General features: G+C 63.9%; 16 protein-coding genes. 9 read left to right on the top strand and 7 right to left on the bottom strand.

Translation table 11 applies throughout. From position 1 onward, the window contains the following. Positions 1-52 precede the first annotated feature (52 nt). The 3 genes from chrA to CO731_RS12110 form a co-directional block, all read right to left on the bottom strand. Entirely contained in the window at positions 53-1390 is a 1338-nt protein-coding gene (chrA, locus tag CO731_RS12120) for a chromate efflux transporter (protein WP_108607315.1), read from the bottom strand. 1 nt (position 1391) lies between these two features. Continuing rightward, the gene (locus tag CO731_RS12115; RefSeq protein WP_199914591.1) at positions 1392-2204 is read right to left on the bottom strand and encodes a sulfurtransferase/chromate resistance protein; all 813 of its coding nucleotides are present in this window, start codon (positions 2202-2204) and stop codon (positions 1392-1394) included. A 112-nt stretch (positions 2205-2316) separates the two neighbouring features. Then, positions 2317-3081 carry a sulfite exporter TauE/SafE family protein gene (locus CO731_RS12110; RefSeq protein ID WP_108607313.1) on the bottom strand — a complete coding sequence of 255 codons (765 nt, stop codon included), beginning with the start codon at positions 3079-3081 and terminating at the stop codon, positions 2317-2319. Between the two features lie 267 nt (positions 3082-3348). On the opposite strand from CO731_RS12110, the gene CO731_RS12105 reads away from it, so the two are divergent. The 6 genes from CO731_RS12105 (at position 3349) to CO731_RS12080 (ending at position 8183) form a co-directional block, all read left to right on the top strand. After that, positions 3349-3963: a 50S ribosomal protein L25/general stress protein Ctc gene (locus tag CO731_RS12105; protein WP_108607312.1), complete on the top strand. Its 615-nt coding sequence runs from the start codon at positions 3349-3351 to the stop codon at positions 3961-3963. A 24-nt stretch (positions 3964-3987) separates the two neighbouring features. Continuing rightward, positions 3988-4725, top strand: a complete 738-nt coding sequence (gene pth / locus CO731_RS12100; protein WP_108607311.1) for an aminoacyl-tRNA hydrolase — start codon at positions 3988-3990, stop codon at positions 4723-4725. An 88-nt stretch (positions 4726-4813) separates the two neighbouring features. Continuing rightward, on the top strand, positions 4814-5221 hold the full coding sequence (locus CO731_RS12095; RefSeq protein ID WP_108607310.1) for a GFA family protein: 408 nt from the start codon (positions 4814-4816) through the stop codon (positions 5219-5221). Between the two features lie 92 nt (positions 5222-5313). Then, positions 5314-5856 (top strand): dihydrofolate reductase family protein, encoded by a 543-nt coding sequence (locus tag CO731_RS12090; protein ID WP_108607309.1) that lies wholly within the window; start codon positions 5314-5316, stop codon positions 5854-5856. Between the two features lie 74 nt (positions 5857-5930). Next, positions 5931-7034: a redox-regulated ATPase YchF gene (ychF, locus tag CO731_RS12085; protein WP_108607308.1), complete on the top strand. Its 1104-nt coding sequence runs from the start codon at positions 5931-5933 to the stop codon at positions 7032-7034. A 354-nt stretch (positions 7035-7388) separates the two neighbouring features. Then, complete coding sequence (locus CO731_RS12080) at positions 7389-8183, top strand: APH(3')-II family aminoglycoside O-phosphotransferase (protein WP_108609794.1); 795 nt, start codon at positions 7389-7391, stop codon at positions 8181-8183. A gap of 75 nt (positions 8184-8258) precedes the next feature. Here CO731_RS12080 and CO731_RS12075 read toward each other — a convergent pair whose 3' ends face one another. Further along, a complete protein-coding gene (locus tag CO731_RS12075; protein ID WP_108607307.1) occupies positions 8259-9014 on the bottom strand; it encodes an outer membrane protein in 756 nt (251 codons plus the stop codon). A gap of 321 nt (positions 9015-9335) precedes the next feature. Here CO731_RS12075 and corA point away from each other — a divergent pair, with 321 nt between their 5' ends. The 3 genes from corA (at position 9336) to CO731_RS12060 (ending at position 11312) form a co-directional block, all read left to right on the top strand. After that, complete coding sequence (corA, locus tag CO731_RS12070; protein ID WP_108607306.1) at positions 9336-10310, top strand: magnesium/cobalt transporter CorA; 975 nt, start codon at positions 9336-9338, stop codon at positions 10308-10310. Between the two features lie 82 nt (positions 10311-10392). After that, positions 10393-10857, top strand: a complete 465-nt coding sequence (locus CO731_RS12065) for a MaoC family dehydratase (protein ID WP_108607305.1) — start codon at positions 10393-10395, stop codon at positions 10855-10857. Next, entirely contained in the window at positions 10854-11312 is a 459-nt protein-coding gene (locus tag CO731_RS12060) for a MaoC family dehydratase (RefSeq protein ID WP_108607304.1), read from the top strand. Before CO731_RS12065 ends, CO731_RS12060 begins: the two co-directional genes overlap by 4 nt. Before the next feature lie 194 nt (positions 11313-11506). Here the strand turns inward: CO731_RS12060 and CO731_RS12055 are convergent, their stop codons facing one another. The 3 genes from CO731_RS12055 to CO731_RS12050 form a co-directional block, all read right to left on the bottom strand. Then, complete coding sequence (locus CO731_RS12055; RefSeq protein WP_108607303.1) at positions 11507-12889, bottom strand: FAD-binding oxidoreductase; 1383 nt, start codon at positions 12887-12889, stop codon at positions 11507-11509. Positions 12890-13022: 133 nt separating this feature from the next. Continuing rightward, positions 13023-13178: a hypothetical protein gene (locus tag CO731_RS28740; RefSeq protein WP_159091627.1), complete on the bottom strand. Its 156-nt coding sequence runs from the start codon at positions 13176-13178 to the stop codon at positions 13023-13025. Positions 13179-13285: 107 nt separating this feature from the next. Continuing rightward, positions 13286-13831 carry an adenine phosphoribosyltransferase gene (locus CO731_RS12050; RefSeq protein ID WP_108607302.1) on the bottom strand — a complete coding sequence of 182 codons (546 nt, stop codon included), beginning with the start codon at positions 13829-13831 and terminating at the stop codon, positions 13286-13288. Positions 13832-13872 lie beyond the last annotated feature (41 nt).

Genomic DNA, 13872 nt, shown 5'->3' with positions numbered 1-13872 from the left:
AAAGCCCCGCCCGGCAATCCGTGGCGGGGCTTTTTCGTACACAGGCGCTACTTCAGGTTAGCTGCCAGGCCATGCCGGCAAGCGCCGAGACGGCCAGCACGGCGATCATGTTGGCGTGGAAGCGGATCAGCGCCACGCCCGCAACGATGGCGATGACCGCAGCAAGCCAGTCGAAACTGCCGAAATCCAGCACCGGCAGCGAGAACGGCCCAACCACTCTCTCCCCGACATTACCGAACAACACATGAAGCGCGAACCACACCGCAAGGTTGGCGATGATGCCGACGACGGCAGCGGTTACTGCGGATAGCGCGCTGGCCAGCCAGCGCACGTTGCGCACCGTTTCGACATAGGGCGCGCCAACGAAGATCCACAGGAAGCAGGGCACGAAGGTGAACCACAGCGTCACCGCTGCACCCGCGATGCCGCCCGCCAGCGGGGCAAGGCTGGACAATCGCGCCCCGCCGAGAAACCCGACGAAGACCAGCACCAGGATCAGCGGCCCCGGCGTCGTTTCGGCGAGGCCGAGGCCGGTCAGCATCTCGTCCGGCTTGAGCCAGCCATGCACCTCGACAGCCTGCTGGGCGACATAGGCCAGCACCGCATAGGCGCCGCCGAAGGTCACAGCCGCCATCTTGGAAAAGAACGTCGCTTCGGCGGTGAAGACGTGGCCGGGTCCGAGAAGTTGCCACATCAGGACCAGCGGCACGAACCAGATGGCGAGCCATATCGACAACGTGGTGATGAAGCGCCGCGTGCTCGGCTTCGTCCACTTGGGCATGGCATAGGCGACGTCATCCTCGTCGGCGGCCTTGGCGCCGGCATTGCCGGCAAAGCCCGTCAGATGCAGCAGTGCCCCTATCGCGGCCGCAGCAAGCACGATCCGCGGGAACGGCAGCTTGAGGAAGGCAATGGCAACGAATGCTGCGATGGCTAGGATGACCATGCTGCCGTTCTTCAGCGCCCGCTTCGACACCTTGATCAGGGCTTCGAGCACGACGGCAAGCACCGCCGCCTTGAGCCCGAACAGCAGCCCTTGCACCAGCGTGACGTGACCGACGGTCAGATAGATCGCCGACAGTGCGGTGATGACCAGCGCCCCCGGCAAAACGAACAGCAGCCCGGCTACCAGCCCGCCTTTGACGCCGTGCATGAGCCAGCCGGCATAGGTCGCAAGCTGCATCGCCTCAGGCCCGGGCAAGAGCATGCAGTAGTTGAGCGCATGCAGGAAGCGCGGCTCGTCGAGCCAGCGCTTCTCGTCGACGAGGATCTTGTGCATCAGCGCGATCTGGCCGGCCGGCCCGCCGAAGGACAACAGGCCGATCCTGGCGAAGGTCCGCGTCGCCTCGCCGAATGAAGGAGGCGCGGCCCGGAAAGGCGTCGTGTCCATGTCAGATCGCCTTTGCCGGCCAGTTGTGGGTTTCACCAGTTGCATAACGACACCAGCCATAGAGCGCATCGTAAATCGCCATGCCCTTCTCAAGCTGGGCGAGGTCGTCCTCTTCGAGCGCCGACAGGCCGAGCGATATCGCAAGCAGGCCCGCCGCCTGCGGCTCGAGATCAAGCCGGGCCGTGTCGGCGCCGCGCACGATGCGGGCGAGGTGCAGAAGTGCGGGATCGGTCAGGCCGAACTCCGAGATCAGGGTATCGAAGGTGCACTCGTCGCCGCGATGCGAATAGTGCACGTCCTTGATGTCATAGGGGATCGCACCCGTTTCGTCGGCGACGTCCTTGACCCATTCGGCCGAGACGAAATGGAAAACCGCCAGCGGATCGATGAAGCGCCGGATCAGCCAGGGACAGGCGATGCGGTCGATCTTGGGGCGCGCGCGCGTCACCCATTCGCTTGGTCGCGGCAGCCCCGGCTCCAGACCAGGCGCCTCGCGTGCCACGACAGGACCGCCGGCAGCCAGCCAGGCATCCATTCCGCCTTCAAGCATCGATGCGTCAGCGCTGGCGGCCAGCAGCTTGGCGAGCGCTATCTCGCTGACATTATGGCCGTGCGCGCAATAGACGGCGATCCGGCGCCCTGCAGGCAGTTGCGGCAGCCAGTCGTCGACCCTCATGTGGTCGCGCCATAGCGCGCCGGCGATCCGTGTCGGAGCAGCAGCAAAGACCGTCTCCCTGCGCACGTCGACGACCGTCGGGCACCGGTCAGTGCCGACGAGGCGGATCAATTCTTGCGATGAGATCATTCGGGGCATGGCAATTCCTCCGCACAAATGGGCGAAGGCGGAACTTGGGCCACCTGGCCTCACGGGGAGTCCACCATGCCCCCGATACGTGAATTCTATTTGAAAGCGGCGCCAGCTGCAATCATCTCAACACGCCATCCAGGGCGGGCAGGCCGACGATCGCAGCCGTCGCGATCAGCCCGTAGCAGATGCGGCGGAACGTGGCCTCATTGGCGCGGCTGAACAGGCACGAGCCGATATACAGTCCCAGCGCGAAAGTCGGCCCGATCGTCAGCGACAGCCCCACCGTCTCCAGGGTCAGGAGCCCGGCGATAAGATAACTCACGATCGACAGCACGCTCGAAATCGCGAAATAGAGCACGATGTTGGCACGCACCGTCTGCGGCAGGAAGGCGCCGCCGAGCCAGTATGCAACGACCGGCGGCCCGCCGACCTGTGCCGCACCGGAAAACAGCCCCGAGGTCATGCCGACGGCGGCAGTCATGGTGGCGTGGGGACGGCCGTGGTAGCGCCATCCCGACATCAGCAGCGCGAGCAGCGCAACCACGATGGCGACGATGGCCCAGCGGATCACCACGCCGTCGAGCTGGGTGAGCAGGTAGGTGCCAGTGGGCACGCCAACCGCCGCCCCGAGCGCCATGACGCCGACATTGGCGCGGTCGGCGTTGCGCCAGGCATTGGGGATGAGGCCCGGGGTCAGCACGAGGTCGACAATCAGCAGCAACGGCACGGCGAGCTTCGCACCGACCAGCGAGCTTGCCACCGGCACGAAGATCAGGGCACCGCCGAAACCCGAGAAGCCGCGCGCGCAGCCGGCGACGAAGGCGACGACGACGAGGACCAGGATTGTGCCCGCCGGCAGGTCGAGCAGGAGAAATTCTTGCATGGCTGATTGCGACCGTGAACGATTCGAACGGGCGTGATACAGGCACTGCGGTGTTTTCGCGAGCAGCCACGGCGGCACCACGACCGAGCCAGCGCCCGGGAGCCCCGGCGGTTGCACTTTTGGCCACCTTCGGATATAGAGCCGCCACCCGCGTAGACACCCTTGGAGGCAACGCGGCGGAAGGCCGCCTCACCCGGCGGCTTTCGACGTTTACGGATCAGGCTTCATGCCAGCCGTAGGCGCTCCATACAACCGAAAGGAAATGCCATGAGCGAAACATACGAGCTCAAGGCCGAAGCACGCGAACTGGTCGGTAAGGGGTCCGCCCGTGAAGTTCGTCGCAACGGTAAAGTGCCTGCAGTTATTTACGGCGACAAGCAGCCTCCCCTGGCCATCGCCCTGTCCTACAAGGACGTCTTCTACAAGATCCATGGCGGCGGCTTCCTGACCACCGTGGCAACGATCGACGTCGACGGCAAGAAGATCAAGGTCCTGCCCAAGGACTTCCAGCTCGATCCGGTTCGTGACTTCCCAATGCATGTCGACTTCCTGCGCGTTGGCGCAAACACCGAAGTCAATGTCCAGGTTCCGGTTCACTTCATCAATGAAGAGAAGTCGCCCGGCATCAAGCGCGGCGGCACGCTGAACATCGTCCGTCACGAGGTCGAGCTCCACTGCCCGGCCAACGCCATCCCCGAGTCCATCACCGTCGACCTCGACGGCACCGACATCGGCGACTCGATCCACATCTCGGCCGTCAAGCTGCCCAAGGGCGTGAAGCCCGTCATCTCCGACCGCGACTTCACCATCGCCACGATCGCCGGCACCTCGGCTTCGAAGTCGGAAGAAGCCACGACCGAGGCTGCTGCCGAGGCAGAATAGCCTTCGCCTCCGGAGGACCCGAACATGCTGCTCTTTGCAGGTCTCGGCAATCCGGGTGCGCAATACCAGAACAACCGGCACAATGTCGGCTTCATGGCGGCGGACGCAATTGCCCGCCGCCATTCGTTTTCGCCCTGGACGAAGAAGTTCAAGGGACTGATCGCCGAAGGCAACATCGCCGGCGAGAAGATCATCCTGATCAAGCCGCAGACCTTCATGAACCTGTCCGGCCAGTCGGTCGGCGAGGCCCTGCGCTTCTACAAGCTCGAACCTTCGGCGCTGACCGTCTTCTACGATGAGCTCGACCTCGTCTCCGGCAAGGTGCGCGTCAAGGTTGGGGGCGGCGCCGGCGGCCACAATGGCATCCGCTCGATCGACCAGCATATCGGCAAGGATTATCGCCGCGTCCGCATCGGCATCGGTCATCCCGGCGTCAAGGAGATGGTGCACGGCCATGTCCTTGGCGACTTCGCCAAGGCCGACAAGGAATGGCTGGAAGTGCTGCTCGACCTCGTGGCCGACAGCACCGACCTGCTGGCAAAGGGCGACGACAACGGCTTCATGAACAAGGTCACTGTCGGGCTGCGCGACAAGCTTCAGCCGACCGGTACTGATGACACCCCGCCGCCGAAAGCCCCCAAGCCGCAGGCGCCCAAGGCCCAGAGCCATATCCGCCAGGCCCGCCCGAACCAGCCCACCGTCAAGGTTCCCGAGACCGGCCCAATGGCCGCAATGCTGAAGAAGCTGCTCGGCAAGGACTGAGGGGCCTGCGAAGACATTCGCCTCCGTTCATGCGATAAGGGCGCGCAATGCCCTTTGATCCGATGCAACCGTCAGGCGAGGTGTCATCGTGCAAGCCCGAACTGCGTCCTGCTCCTGCGGGCAACTGAGCATTGAGGTCGACGGCGCACCGCTCGGCGTCGGCATCTGCCATTGCCTCGCCTGCCAGCGCCGCACCGGCAGTGTCTTTGCCGCCCTGGCCGCCTTCGCTCCGCCCTACAAGGTAACGGGCACGGCAACCGAATACCTGCGCCTCGGCGACAGAGGCTCGCGCTACACCTTCAGGTTTTGTCCGGTCTGCGGCACGAACCTGTTCCACACCGAAGCCGGCGCCGAGAGTGCGTTTGTGGCAGTGGCAGTCGGCGCATTCGCCGATCCGCATTTTCCGCCTCCCGAGGATTCCGTCTACGACTGCCGCCGTCATCCATGGGTTGTCCTGCCTCCGGGAACCAAGGCCTACGACAAGGATCCGGACTGACCCAATGCCCCGTGCGCTCGCTGAGGGCTCCTGACATAACTCCGACAGATCCCATGGTAGGAAACACTCTTTGGCAACAAGAAACGGTTCCGATGGTCTCTTCGGGCATTGACGACGTCATCTACATGTTCGCGATGTCGCTTGACGGCTTCATTGCCCGCGAGGACGGTACGTTTGACTGGCTCGACAACTTTCCACCTGATGACGATTACGACTTTTCCGGCTTCATGGCGTCACTGAGCGGCATCGTCATGGGCCGCGCCACCTATGATGTCGTCCGCCGCGAACCGGAATGGGCCTACGCCCAATACCCTTGCCTGGTTGCCACCTCGCGCCCGCTCGACAACCTACCCGAAAACGCCGAAGCAATGGCCGGCACGCCAGCCGAAATGCTTGCCAATCTTCGCGCGCGCGGCGCCAAAGGCCGCATCTGGCTTCTCGGCGGCGGCGACTTTGCCCGCCAGTTCATGGACGCCGGCATGCTCGACGCGATCGAGATCGGCACCATCCCCATAATCCTCGGCTCGGGCATCCGGGCTTTCGGCGGCAAACAGGCCGATCGCTGGCTCGATCTCGCCTTTGCCAAGCCCTTGGCCAATGGCGCAGTGCATACGCAATACCGCGTGCGACGCTGAAAGACTTGACGATCTTAGGCCCTATCGCCCATAGCCCTGAGCAAATTCCGATTTCCCGATAGGACCAAAAGACCATGGGTTTCAAATGCGGCATCGTCGGCCTGCCCAACGTTGGCAAATCGACGCTTTTCAACGCGCTGACGCGCACGGCTGCCGCGCAGGCGGCGAACTATCCGTTCTGCACCATCGAGCCTAACACCGGCGAGGTCGCGGTTCCCGATCCGCGCCTCAAGCAGCTCGCTTCGATCGCCAAGTCGAAGGAGATCATCCCGACCCGCATCTCCTTCGTCGACATCGCCGGCCTCGTTCGCGGCGCCTCCAAGGGTGAAGGCCTGGGCAACCAGTTCCTCGCCAACATCCGCGAGGTCGACGCCATCGTGCACGTGCTGCGCTGTTTCGAGGACGACGACATCACCCATGTCGAAGGCCGCATCGATCCCGTCGCCGACGCCGAGACCGTCGAGACCGAGCTAATGCTCGCCGACCTCGAAAGCCTCGAGCGCCGCATCGTGCAGTTCCGCAAGCGCGCCGCCAGCAAGGACAAGGAAGCGACCACCGTCCTGCCGATGATGGAGCAGTCCCTGACGCTGCTGCAGGACGGCAAGCCGGTGCGCCTGCTGCTCAAGGGCATCGCTGCCGAGGACCTCGAAATCCTGCAGGGGCTCAACCTTCTGACCTCGCATCCGGTGCTCTATGTCTGCAACGTCGCCGAAAGCGACGCTGCCACCGGCAACGAGCACACCCAGGCTGTCGAGAAAATGGCTACGGCGCAGGGCGCCGGCGTCGTTGTCATCTCCGCCGCCATCGAGGCCGAAGTGGCGCAACTGCCCGACGAGGAGGCGCAGGAATTCCTAGCCGATCTCGGCCTCGAGGAGCCCGGCCTGGATAAGCTCATCCGCGCCGGCTACGAGCTCCTGCACCTGATCACCTACTTCACCGTCGGCCCCAAGGAGACGCGCGCCTGGACCGTGCACAAGGGCGCCAAGGCGCCGCAGGCGGCCGGCGTCATTCACACCGACTTCGAGCGCGGCTTCATCCGCGCCCAGACCATCGCCTTCAACGACTTCGTCACGCTCGGCGGCGAAGTTCCGGCCAAGGAAGCCGGCAAGGCGCGCGACGAAGGCAAAGAGTACGTCGTCCAGGACGGCGACGTGATGCTGTTCAAGTTCAACACCTAGCCCCTGGCCGTCGCATCCGCATACGAAAAGCCCCGCATCGCGGGGCTTTTCCTTTTGGCGCGGTGCGATGAGACGGTCAGTCGCCCGCCTTTGCATACGTGGCTTTCGACCAACTCCTCATCCCGCAGCGTTAACCTTTTGCTAACCAACCTTGGCTACGGTCGCCGGGAGATTTGCAGATCGTCTCCACCTTTGACCACGGATGTACTGGCATCGGATGTCGAGACGCTAGAGAAAGGTCGGGGTAACCCCGGCCTTTTTTGCTTTTGCGCAGTTCGACGTTGCAGGACACGCGAGAAGACTGAGCACCTCCATGTCAGCTGCGTAGCCTACTTCATGTCCGCCAGGGAGCAGATGACCCAGCATTCAACTGTCGAGATCGATCTTCCCTCCACGTTGCGTGAAGCGCTCGCCGGCTACGACTGGCAGCGGCAGACGATCGGCGCCTCAGGTGCAAGCGTCTTCAGGCTTGAGGCATCGGGCAAGTCTACCTTGTTCCTCAAGACCGAAGAAACAGGCGACTTTGCCGAGCTGCCCGACGAGGTGGCCCGGCTACGCTGGCTGGGTGGGCAGGGCGTACCCTGCCCCGAAGTCATCGTCTTCGAGACCCATGCCGGGCTTCACTGGCTGCTGATGACGGCGCTGCCGGGCGGCGACCTCGTCACGCAGGAGGTTCCTGCTGCCGAGGCGATTGCCATCATAGCCGACGCGTTGCGCCGGCTGCATGCGCTCGACATCGCCTCATGCCCCTTCGACCACCGTCTTTCCAGACGCATCCCTCTCGCCAGGGCACGCATGGAGGCGGGCGTGGTCGATGTCGAGGACTTCGACGACGAGTGGCTCGGCCAATCGGCCGAGACCGTGTTCGAGCAAGTGCTCGCGCGCCGGCCTGCCAGCGAGGAGCTGGTCGTGACGCATGGTGACGCCTCGATGCCGAACTTCATCGCCGAGGGCGGCCGCTTCACGGGCTTCATCGACTGCAGCCGCCTCGGTGTCGCCGACCGCTACCAGGATCTCGGCATCCTGTGCTGGAGCATCCATCTCAATCTCGGCCCGGAATGGGTTGCGCCATTCCTCGAGCTCTACGGCCTGCCCGATGCCGATCCGGCGAGGCTCTCGTACTACCAGTTGCTCGACGAGTTCTTCTGAACGGTTGCGCGCCGGCACGAGTCGACAAAAAAGCCCCGCTCAAGGCGGGGCTTCTTTTCATCCTGCAGATTTCCATCAAAACTGATAGTTCACGCCGAACTTGACGGCGTGGAGCTTGTCCCTGAACTTGAAGGGGCTGTCTGGATCTTCAAGATTGTTGTACGTGCTACTGCCAAAATCAGCGTAGAGGTACTCGGCCTTGACGGTCCACTTTTCGGACAGCGCATGCTCAACGCCGGCACCGATCGTCCAGCCAAGCCGCGTCTTGTTGCCAAAGCCGGCCTCGTTGCCGTCAAAGCCCCAATAGCCGTCGTCATTCTCCTCGCCGACGCCATCGAACTCGCCACCGGCGCTCTTGATGCGAGCAAAGGCCAGGCCGCCCTTGCCATAAAAGAGGGTACGATCGGCAGCATAGCCCAACCGACCTGTGGCGGTCCCATAAAATCCGTATTGCGCAAACAGGCCGTCTTCGTTGTCATTAGGGTCAATGTGGGTCTTCTTGATTGAGGCCCAGCCCAGCTCCAGTTCAGGGCCAAAGACCCATGAACCATGCTGAAAATTGTAACCTGCCGTCACACCGCCGACAAAACCGTCGTCTGACAGGCTCATCGTCGCCCCGGGAGTCGCACCACCGTACTCTTCGCCCTCAATGTCGGTGGCAGTCGTCTTGCCGCGCGCCCAGCCGCCAAACGCGCCGACGTAGCCGCCGGACCAATCATAGAACGATGCCACAGGTGCTTCCGGCACGGAGTCACCAACGACGTTATCGGCAGCGATAGCGCCACTTGCCGCTGCAAAGAATGCAGCGGAAAATACCATAATCTTTCTCATGCTAAGTCCCCACACTAAGAATCGCCTCGTAGCACAACCATCTCCGCTATGAAAACTTAAAACAACTTACAACGCATTATCTCTCACCGAATATCCTATACGAACACTATATATCTACTTCAAGACGACATGCGCCCCGTGGCGCTGGCCGCACCTAGACCCGCTACATCCCGCCACCTTGCCGATTTGCAACTTGACGTCGCAGCCACCCGGGTCTATCGCGCCTAGGCGCTGGCCCAGTCCTTCGTGACCCCGCCGGCGCAATCCAGCAACCCGGCCCGCGATCGGGCACGATATCAGCTCCAGTATGGGAGACCGGCGATGATCAAGGCATTCGTCGTGGAAAACGATCGTCTGCGCCTTGCAGACAGCATTGCGGCCGAAAAGGACAAGATCGTCTGGGCCGACCTGCTCAATCCGACGAGGGAAGAAGAGGCCGAGGTCGAGCAGTGGCTCGGCGTCGGGGTTCCGACACGCGAGGAGATGGAGGAGATCGAGATCTCGTCCCGCCTCTATGTCGAGGACGGCGCCTACTTCATGACCGCCACCTTGCCCTCGCAGGCCGACAGCGACTTTCCCGTGATGTCGCCGGTCACCTTCGTGCTGCGCCGCAACCTGCTGGTCACCATCCGCTACCACGAGCCCAAGGCGTTCCTGTCCTTTCCGCTGCGGGCCGAGAAGGCGGCGATCGGCTGCACCACGGGCGAGACGATCCTCGTCGGCCTGCTGGAGGCGATCGTCGACCGGCTCGCCGACGTACTGGAGCGCGTTTCGCGCGAGGTCGAGCTGTTGTCGAAGGACATCTTCAACCCGACGGCGACCAAGGCCTCGAAGCGCGACCGCGACTTCCAGGTGATCCTCAAGGGCATCGGCCGCAAGGAGTCGCTGACGTCCAACATGCGCGACAGCCTGACCTCGCTGCAGCGCCTGGCGGGCTTCCTCGCCAGCGCCACCGGGCAGGCCAAGAACGGCAAGGACGCCAAGGCGCGGGTGAAGACGCTGTCGCGCGACGTGGCGTCGCTGACCGACCACGCCTCGTTCCTGTCGCAGAAGATCACCTTCCTGCTCGACGCCACCTTGGGCATGATCAACATCGAGCAGAACGGCATCATCAAGATCGTCTCGGTCGCGGCCGTGGTGTTCCTGCCGCCGACGCTCGTCGCCTCGATCTACGGCATGAACTTCGACCTGATGCCCGAGCTCAAATGGGCGCTCGGCTACCCGTTCGCGCTCGGCCTGATGGTCGTCTCCGCCATCCTGCCGTTCTGGTGGTTCCGCCGCCGCGGCTGGCTCTGAGCCAACGAGTTGCCCCAAGCCGGCCTTGCGCGACCCGCAGGGCCGGTCCAAGGTTATCGTACAAGCTTGAACAGGATTGCCGATGAGCAGCAACAAGACATGGGCGTATGAGGACCTCGCCGAAGGCGTCGTCATCGACCTCGGCAGCAAGGCCGTCCTCGCCCGGGAGATCATCGAATTCGCCTCGGAGTTCGATGCCCAGCCCTTCCACCTCGACGAGGAGGCCGGCAAGGCGAGCATCCTCGGGGGGCTGTCGGCGTCGGGCTGGCACACCTGCTCGATGTTCATGCGCATGCTGTGCGACGCACTGCTGCTCGACTCGACCTCGCAGGGCGCGCCGGGCATCGACTATGCCAAGTGGAAGAAGCCGGTGCTGGCCGGCGACACGCTGGGCGGCAAGCTGACCATCCTGTCCAGCCGCCTGTCGCGTTCCAAGCCGGGGCTTGGCTTCGTCAGCTGGCGTGCGGAACTGGTCAACCAGAAGGGCGAGCCGGTCTTCGAACTGGTCAATACCTGCATGTTCCTGACCCGCGAGGCCGCGCGATGACCCTCGACGACTATCTCGGCATCGGCGTCACCATCACGCTCGGCAGCCATCACTTCAGCGCCGAGGCGATCAAGGACTTTGCCCGCAAATACGATCCGCAGCCGTTTCATACCGACGAGGAAACGGCCAAGAAGAGCGTCTTCGGCGGCCTCTGCGCCTCGGGCTGGCACACCACGGCGGTGTGGATGAAGCTCAACCTGGCGCATCGCGGCCGCCCCTGGGACGGCCCCGGACCGAAGCCCGAATTCGGCCCCTCGCCCGGCTTCAAGAACCTGAAATGGCTGAAGCCGGTGTTTGCCGGCGAAACGGTGACCTACACGCGGCGCGGCATCGACCACCGCCCGCTCGCCTCGCGCCCCGGCTGGCGCATGATGACGCTGCATTCCGAAGGCTTCGACTCGACCGGCGACAAGGTCGTCGAGTTCGACAGCGCCGTGCTGGTGAAGGTGGGATAGCGGGGTCTTCCCCTTCTCCCCTCGTGGGAGAAGGTGCCCCGAAGGGGCGGATGAGGGGTGCTGGACGGAGTGCGGCTTCACCTGAACCCGCTCATTCCTCCCAGCACCCCTCATCCGTCTCGGCGCTGCGCGCCGATCCACCTTCTCCCACAAGGGGAGAAGGTGAGTCCGCGCGCTTCATCCAGAGCGGAAACCTACGGCCGGATGTTCTGGTTGACCCGGAAGAGGTTTGCCGGGTCGTATTGGCGCTTGACCGCGACCAGCCGCTCGTAATTGGGGCCATAGGCGGCACGTACGCGCGCCTCGCCCTCATCGTCCATCATGAAGTTGATGTAGGCGCCGCCATGCGCATTGTGCTTGTGCACCGCCGCCCAGTAGGCGCTTGCCCAGCGCCTGAGCTCCGGCGCCTTGGCCGGGTCGGGATCGATGCCGGCGATGACCATGGACCAGCGCGCGCGCCGGGCGCCCCAGGCAGTGGCCTCGGGAGCCACGTCGTGGACCGCGCCGTCGATGGGATAGAGATGCATCAGCGACAGCTCGCTCGGGGTCTTCGAGCCGTGCTCGACATGGGCGGCGATGGCCGCATCGGACAGCTCGTCGACATAGTCGCCCTTCCAGTACCACTGCAGCCCCTTCGGCAGCAGCGGGTCGAACAGGCCTTGCAGATCGGCGAACGGTAACTGCATCATGCCGTCCATCAGCGGCTTGGGAAGCGCTTCACGCACGGGCTGCATCGCCCGCATGCCGTCTTTCTCGGTGCCGTTGTAGCAGCTGATCAGCGCACAGATGCGCTTGCCCCAGATTTCGCGCGGGAACGGATCGCAGGACGGCACCGTCTTGATACCGAAGAACATGCCGAGTTCGCGCGGCGCCACCGGCAGGAAGCCGCGGTACCAGCGCATGATCTCTGCGGCATGCGCGATGTCGTAGAAGATCGGCCCGGCATAGACATCCTTCGCCGGATGCGCCCGGAAGGTGAAGCGCGTCACGACGCCGAAATTGCCGCCGCCGCCGCGCAACGCCCAGAACAGCTCTGGGTGTACGTCCGCGCTTGCCGTGACAATGCGACCATCGGCCAGCACGACCTCGGCTGCGAGCAGATTGTCGATGGTCAGGCCGTGCTTGCGCGTGAGATAGCCGGTGCCGCCGCCCAGCGTCAGCCCGGCAATGCCGGTGGTGGAGACGATGCCGGCCGGCACCGCCAGCCCATGAACGCTGGTAGCCCGGTCGACCTCCCTTTGGGTGCAGCCGGCCTCGACACGGACCGTGCGCGTGGCGGGATCGATGTCGACCCGCTTCATCGGCGACATGTCGATGACCATGCCGCCGTCGCAGCTGCCGAAGCCCGGTCCGTTGTGACCGCCGCCACGAATGGCAACAAGCAGTTGTTTGTCGCGGGCATGATTGACGGCCGCGACCACGTCGGCGACCTCGGTGCAAGGAACGATCCAGCGCGGCCGCTTGTCGATCATGGCGTTGTAAAGCGCGCGCGACGCCTCATAGTCGGGATGGTCCTGGCCAATGAGGCTCGCGCGGAGCCGTGCGGGAAAATCTTGCGAAGCAGTTGACTTCAGCATTTTGGAACACTCGTGTTTCGGAGCAAGACGCGTCGGCACCTCGGCCAGGAAGTCTTGGGGGCCTGGCAGCGGGGATGCGCGTATCGCCGGTTGAACCTGCCGCACGCGCGGCACGTCCTGTCCTACGCCGCCGTCATTTCAGGCGTTTTTCTGCAAGAGCTCGGGAGTGTTTCGTTTGTTTCAGCGGCGCGGCCGCATTGCGGTGCCCGTCGGGCCGAGGAATCGCGCCGGCATGAGTTCGAACGGCGACGGCGCCGTTGCCGGATCCGCGGCTGAGATCGCCGAACAAGCGACCTCAGGGCCGCGCTACAGCGGCCCGGCAAGTCGCGCGAAAAATGATGGGAAAAGCGCCAAGCGTGGAGAACGTCTCTACGCTGCCAGAGACCAGTAGGTCCCTCAGTGCCCGTCGAAGGAGATCAGCGTGCGCACATCGACGCCGAGCGCTTCGAGTTTCTTGCGGCCGCCGAGTTCCGGCAGGTCGACGATGAAACAGGCGGCGACAATATCGGCGCCGATCTGGCGCAGCAGCTTGACCGCGGCTTCCGCAGTGCCGCCGGTGGCGATCAGGTCGTCGATAAGTATGACCTTCTCGCCCGTCTTGACCGCATCCTTGTGCATCTCCATCTCGTCGAGCCCGTATTCGAGGCTGTAGGCGATGCGCACGGTCTCGTGCGGCAGCTTGCCCTTCTTGCGGATCGGCACGAAGCCGGCCGACATCTGGTGCGCGATGGCGCCGCCCAGGATGAAGCCCCGCGCCTCGATGCCGGCCACCTGGTCGATCTTGGCACCGGCATAGGGATGAACCAGTTCGTCGATGGTGCGCCGGAAAGCGCGCGCATTGCCGAGCAGCGTGGTGATGTCGCGGAACATCACGCCGGGGCGCGGGTAGTCCGGAATGGTCCTGATGGCGCCGAGCAGCGTCTGTTCAAGCGAGGTATTCATCGGTGGGGGCTCCGTTACCCGACAGTTTTGACGGCTCAGGC

Origin of the sequence: Aminobacter sp. MSH1 (genome assembly GCF_003071665.1) — a bacterium.
In the GTDB taxonomy this organism is placed as follows: domain Bacteria; phylum Pseudomonadota; class Alphaproteobacteria; order Rhizobiales; family Rhizobiaceae; genus Aminobacter; species Aminobacter niigataensis.
The sequence above is the reverse complement of the archived record's forward strand: the minus strand, read 5'-3'. Positions and strand labels throughout refer to the sequence as shown.